4 protein-coding genes and 1 tRNA gene are annotated in these 6,362 nt (G+C 60.1%); 3 read left to right on the top strand and 2 right to left on the bottom strand.

Annotated elements, in window-relative coordinates:
- From DW796_RS10675 to DW796_RS09225, 3 genes are all read left to right on the top strand, one after another.
- A partial coding sequence (locus tag DW796_RS10675) for a hypothetical protein (RefSeq protein WP_222847478.1) occupies positions 1-208 on the top strand: 208 nt, incomplete at its 5' end.
- A gap of 252 nt (positions 209-460) precedes the next feature.
- A complete protein-coding gene (locus tag DW796_RS09230; protein WP_118094960.1) occupies positions 461-2,350 on the top strand; it encodes a carbon starvation protein A in 1,890 nt (629 codons plus the stop codon).
- 183 nt (positions 2,351-2,533) lie between these two features.
- Entirely contained in the window at positions 2,534-4,726 is a 2,193-nt protein-coding gene (locus DW796_RS09225) for a hypothetical protein (protein WP_158567723.1), read from the top strand.
- 491 nt (positions 4,727-5,217) lie between these two features.
- Here the strand turns inward: DW796_RS09225 and DW796_RS09220 are convergent.
- Positions 5,218-5,289, bottom strand: a tRNA-Gln gene (locus tag DW796_RS09220).
- Positions 5,290-5,327: 38 nt separating this feature from the next.
- Complete coding sequence (locus tag DW796_RS09215) at positions 5,328-6,233, bottom strand: peptidoglycan-binding protein (RefSeq protein ID WP_187362397.1); 906 nt, start codon at positions 6,231-6,233, stop codon at positions 5,328-5,330.
- Positions 6,234-6,362: the final 129 nt, after the last annotated feature.

Raw genomic sequence — 6,362 nt, 5'->3', positions numbered from 1 at the left:
AAGGAAAGCACTTAATGTGCTTTCCGTCTTGCGCAGGACTGTAGAGCAGGAAAGTTCATATGCGCCGCCCGGCTCCCGCGGCTCCCGAGGGGTATCTCCCATGCAAAAACTTTTGTTGGGTAAAGTCCGAGGTCAGTGGCGTTTTATAACGAGAAATTCAAAAAAGTTGAAAATCCATTACAAATTTGCGTTGACTTTAGGTAACTAAAGTTTCATACTCCTTTTCAACCACTGGGGGATGTGAACACGCACGGATCGTTCACATCATGATTGAAGAGGATTTCTTAGACATGTTCACGCATCAGCTAAACATTATCAGCGTAGTAATTATCTGATGCGGGTTAGCACATACAGCTAGCCCGTACGATAACGGGCGGCTGATGAAGATGAGGGCCGTCGAGCGCAACCGACGGCCCTCATTTTTTATGTCTAGGAAGTTCTTTTTAGAGGAGGAAATGTAATGAACGGAGTTTTGCTCATGGTTGTGGCCGCGGCGGTGCTCGCCTGTGGCTATCTGGGCTACGGCCGCTGGCTGGCCAACAAGTGGGGCGTTGACAAAGAGGCCCTCACGCCGGCCAAGCGCATGAAGGACGGCAAGAGCTTCTCGCCCGTCTCCGCCTTTACCGCGTTCTCGCACCAGTTCAGCTCGATCTGCGGTGCTGGCCCTGTCACGGGTACGATCGTCGCCATGGCCTTTGGCTGGCTGCCCGTCGTGCTCTGGGTCCTCGTCGGCGGCATCTTCTTTGGCGCCGTCCACGACTTTGGTGCTCTGTACGCTTCGATGAAGAACAACGGCAAGTCCCTGGCCCAGCTCATCGAGAAATACATCGGCAAGACCGGCCGTCGCCTGTTCCTGCTGTTCTGCTGGCTGTTCTGCATCATCGTCATCGCCGCTTTCACCGACATGGTCTGCAAGACGTTCATGTTCACCTCGGTCGTTGACGCTTCTGGCGCTGCCACCGGTGCTATCGACTTCACCAAGTCCTATGCCGCCGGCTGTGCTGGTACCATCTCCATCCTGTTCACCTTCGTCGCTATCGCCTTTGGTTGGGCCCAGAAGAAGTTCAACCTCACCGGCGCTGCCGAGTTTGTCACTGGCGTGGTGCTCATGGTTCTCATGTTTGCCGTCGGCATGCAGTTCCCGGTCTACCTGGACAAGTTCCAGTGGTTCGCCGTTGTCATGGTCTACCTGGTCTTTGCTGGCGCCATGCCCATCCAGATGCTCAAGACCCCTCGCGACTACCTCACTTCCATCATGATGATCGTCATGATCGCCTGCGCTGTCCTCGGTATCGTCGTCCTGGGTGTTAACGGCCAGGCCACCATCACCGCTCCGGTTTTCACTGGCTTTAGCAATGCTTCGGGCATGATGTTCCCGGTCCTGTTTGTCTCCGTCGCCTGCGGCGCTCTCTCCGGTTTCCACAGCCTCGTTTCTTCCGGTACCTCCTCTAAGCAGGTCGAGAAGGAGCAGGACGCCGTCAAGGTCGGTTATGGCGCCATGATCGTCGAGTCCTTCGTCGGCATCCTTGCCATCATCGTCGCCGGCATCATGTTCTCCGATATGAACACCGCCGGTACTGGCGCCCTCAACGCCGGTGTCGCTTCCACCCCGTTCCAGATCTTCGCCGCTGGCATCTCCCGCGGTATGCAGGCCTTCGGTGTTGACGGTACGCTCGCTACCGTCTTCATGACCATGAACGTTTCCGCTCTGGCCCTGACCTCGCTCGACGCCGTCGCCCGCATCGCCCGCACCTCGTTCTCCGAGTTCTTTGCCCAGACCAACGACGCCCTGGCCATCGAGTCCAAGGCCGGCTACATGAAGGTTCTCGGCAACCCCTGGTTCGCCACGGTCGTCACCCTGCTTCCCGGTCTCGCCCTTGCCTTTGGTGGCTATGCCAACATCTGGCCGCTCTTTGGTGCTTCCAACCAGCTGCTCGGCGGTATGACCATGATCACCCTCGCCGTGTTCTGCAAGTGCACCGGCCGCAAGGGCTGGATGCTCTACGTGCCCGTCGCCTTCCTGCTCTGCTGCACCTTCACCTCGCTGGTCCAGAGCGCCATGGGCTGCATGACCGCCGTCCAGGCCTACGGTTTCTTCGGCACCATCCCGGCTACCGCCACCACGGCCGCCGTTTCCGTCGCCGCCACCAAGGGCCTGCAGCTCGTTTTCGCCGTCCTGCTGATGGTCCTGGGCCTCATCGTCGCCGTCAACTGCCTCAAGGAGTTCTTCGGCAAGGAGGCCGGCTCCATGCCTGATGAGGAGCCCGAGTGGTCCGAGATGGGCAAGGCCGAGTACGGTCGCGCCGCTGCCGCTGAAGCTCCTGCCGACGCCGAGGCCGCCAAGGCCTAGTCGGTCGGACGGGTTGAATCTCCCATCTATTTGACTCGGAAAGACCGGGTCCGCAATCAAGCGGACCCGGTCTTTTTTCTTGTGAGAACAGGTGGTGCAAGGGCGTTCTCGCAGATGTTTTGCGTGGATAGGCTCGTGCGTTGTACCATATGGACGTATATGTGTGCATATGAAAGGGGCCCCGTGGCCAAGACGGTATATTCCGATAATCAAAACAATGTCGATGCTCTGGCTGAGCGCCTGAGCAGCCAGACGTCGCTTTCTGCTGAGCGTGCCAAGCTGGTTGCCTACGATCTGCTTTGCCGCAAGGCGCTCAAGATTAAGTCGAGTGCACTGGCGCAGATTTTCCGCTCCGTCGATAAGGAATGCGACACCAAGGCGATGCGCGATGAGCTTATCGCGGCAAATATCGTGACCAAGATCGAGGGTAGCGGCATTAACGGGCGCCCGGCGTTCTATACCATCAATGCTGAGATCCGCGATGCCCAGGAGCAGCCTGCCGAGTCCGTCGAAGATTTTGTCGTCGAGGATTCCGCTGACGTGCCTGCTGTGGAAGAAGCTGCTCCGCGTGAGCATGTCGATACCGATGAGTTGCTCGATGAGAACGTCGTGCGCGCCTTTACGGCCAAGGCAGGACGCGGCGGTTTTGGCGGGGGTGGCAAGCGCGATGCGCAGCGCCGCGCCCAGCAGGAGCGCTTCCGTCGCGCCGTTGCTCAAAAGGGTGAGACGGATGCCGAGGCTGTTGAGAACGAGGTTGCTGCCGAGTCGCAGAAGCCCGCGAAGGAGCAAAAGCCCGTGGAGGCCCAAGAGCCCAAGCGTCGTCGCGGTGCTCACTTTAAGGCTGCGCAGCAGGATGTCGCGCATGAGGTTGAAGAGCCTTCCGAGGCTGCAGACGATGTTGAGGAGTCTGCCAAGAAGGCTCCGGGTTCATGCCGTCCCGGGCGTGGTTTTGCGAGGCGCGCGTATCCCGTAAGGCGTCAGGAGAAGGGCGAGCCGGCTCCGACCGCTCAGGCCGAGAAGGCCGAACAAACCGAGAAAACCGTTGAGCCGGCGGCTCGCGAGCAGAAGCCTGTTGAGCCGCAGCTTGAGGTTGCTGCCGAGGCCAAGGGCGAGCAGCCTACTGATGGGCAGACGGAGCAGGGCGCGTCGAGTAGGCCTCGCCGCCGTCGCCATCGCGGGGGTCGCAGTTCCCATGCCGAGACTGCAGCCGAGAAGACCACGCCGCAGGACGAGGATGCGAAGGCCGAGGTTTCTTCGGGGCAGTCTAAGCGCCAGCCGGCGAAGGAGAGCAAGTCCGATCGTCCGCAGAAGCAGGCGTCTATGCCGAAGCGCGAGCGCAATTCCCAAGGCGATTCTAAGCGCAGGTCTCAGAAGAAGCCGGAGTCTGCCGCAGCAGATGCTGCTGCCCAGCAGCCCGAGTCGGCCGTCCACGGCGAGGTATCGGCGTTTGCCCTTGCCCGCGTTTTAGGCAGGCAGCTGCTCAAAGTTGTCCCTACGCCTACGGCGCTCTCTAAGATCAAGGAGCAGCAGACACAGATCGTAAAGGTCGAGGGCAAGGACGGCAAAAAGGCTCCGCAGCGCACTCAGCACAACGAGATGTCCAACCGCAAGATTGCCGAGGAAATCGCAATCATCCAGGCTTGGATCGAGCAGAACCGAGGTGCCGATACGCCGGTTGCCTCGCGCCGCCAGCGTGCCTACCAGATCTTTAACGACGAGAAGGCTTTTGACGGCAAGCACGGTGAGCGCTTGATCAGGCGTATGACCGAAAAGGGCATCAGCATGCAGGCGATCAAGGTCGCCCCCAATCGCCCCGTGCACTTTACGGGCTTCTTTACGCTGGGAGCCGACAAGCCGTTCATTATGGTCGAGAACTTGGACACCTACGACGAGATCGTCAGGCTGCTGCGCGGCCGCAAGCACGCCAAGCTCTTTGGCATCAAGGTGGGCGGCGTGATTTTTGGCGGCGGATGCAAGGCGAGCGTCTCGCATGCCCTGGACGATTATCTGGCTGAGATCGGCTATCGCTTTAACTACGTCTACTACGTGGGCGATATCGACCGCGAGGGCGCGCGCATCGTCGAGCAGGCTCGCAATGCCAATGTGGTTGAGATTCGCCTGCATGCCGGCATGTACCGCGCCATGCTCGCCGAGCACAAGCGTCGCGTGAAGGCCGGCGGAGAGTGCGAGCCCGCGGCTGCCAACCAGGGCGTGCCGCAGAACTTGGCGGCGACGATCAAGGATCTGCCCATGGTCACGCGTGTGCAGTTCCGCAACGTGCTACGTGAAGGCGGGCGCATTCCGCAGGAGATTCTGATGACCGCCGACTATCGGGATGGCGACTCGGGAAGCTTCGACCGCATGCTGAATAATTAGTTCCGCCGTTCTACCGAACGGCGGTCCTCTCGACGCTGCGAGGGTCCCTGGCACGGCAATCTGACGTTCAACTTCGGCGGCGCGACCAGAAGGTCAGCGCCGCCTTGTTTCACGTCACCTTGCCATACCAGGGCCCCTCTCGCTGTCACGTCCAAAACATCGAGGTCACGTGGCTTTCTTTGCGTGCGGAACTCGCGACAAACTTAATGCCCGGCCCGTCGGGGCCACACGCCATTTTGTAGATTACGGCTCGCTTTTCGGAACGGGGCTGATATTTGATGCGGGGAGCTTATGGCTGATATGGGACGGTGGGATTCCGCGTCCGCCTTTTCGGCGGCCGCGCCCCGCTGCGTCGCTTCGCTCCTTGCGTGCTGCGCTGGAAAACGCTTCGCGTTCCTCAGCTCCGCACCCTCGCGGGTTCGAATCCCTCCGCTTTCCCACAAGAAAGCGCTCCAGGTCCATACGGGCCTGGAGCGCTATGTTCTTTGGGGCTGGGACGGAGGGATTCGAACCCCCAACAGCCGGCACCAAAAACCGGAGTTCTACCGTTGAACTACGTCCCAATGTCTGGTGTTGCTCAAAAGCAACTCGTCTAGTTTACCTAATCTGCGAGGGCATCGCAAACGCCATCGAGAAGGCGGACGGCGAGGGTCTGCGCGTCGCTTGCGGTAAAGGTGCCGTTGTAACGCGTCATGCCGGTGAGCTCGATGCGAATTCGTGCCGGCTTTTGCTGTGCGGCAACATTGGCGGTACGGATGCGTTGGGCCAGGTTGTGGCACTCGGCGAGGGCGATCGTGGCGCGCGGGGCGGCGTCTGCAGGCAACTCGTCGCTTGCGATCTCGAGCACCAGGTCAACGTCGGTCGGAACCTCGGAATCGCAAAGCATCATGCCGCTGCTGTCAGTCGTCGCCGTGGCGATGTTCCACATGCGCGATGCTACGCTGCGCGCAATGGGGTCCTCGCCGATGACGGCAATCTGGAAGCGCTCGAGCACGTTGGCGGCGCGAGCAAAACCGATGCGCGATTCGGCCTCGGTGACCGAGGGCTTGCCCTCCCACACATGGTGCAGGCGGTTGATGTAGGCGTAGGTGTCCTGGAAGGCCATGCCGTCGGCAAACAGGCCGACATTTTCCTGGAACTGCTGCAGGGCGGCCTCGGTGTGCGGACCAAAGTATCCGTCGTCTTCGCCACAGGCAAAGCCCAAAACGTTGAGAGCGCGCTGCAAGGCTTTTACATCGGCGCCGTGAAAATTGGGCATGCGCAGATAGAGGGTGCGGTCGCCCAGTTTATACGAGGCGTCTACCAGGGCGCTCCAGCAGGGGATGTCAACGGCATGACCGGCCGCAAGGCCGCTATCGAGCCTAAACGTGCCAACAGCCTGCTCGGTGGTGGTGCCAAAGCGCTTGTCGGCGACCTCGTCGGCATCGATGGTGTAACCGAGCTGCAGAAGGCGGGACTGAACATCCTCGACGGCTGCTCCCCGCATGCCCGTGGTAATAGGTTCCATGAACGAACCCCTTTCGGCGTACGATTCGTACTATATTGAGCGCGTGTCGGATAGACAACGCGAGACAATGCATAAACATGCACTCAACAGTGTAGCAACTTGTACCCAAACGCGCTGCCCACAGGTTTT

This window comes from Collinsella sp. AM31-2AC (assembly GCF_003469285.1).
Taxonomy (GTDB): Bacteria; Actinomycetota; Coriobacteriia; order Coriobacteriales; family Coriobacteriaceae; genus Collinsella; species Collinsella aerofaciens_AT.
This window is presented reverse-complemented; position numbering and strand designations above follow the sequence as displayed.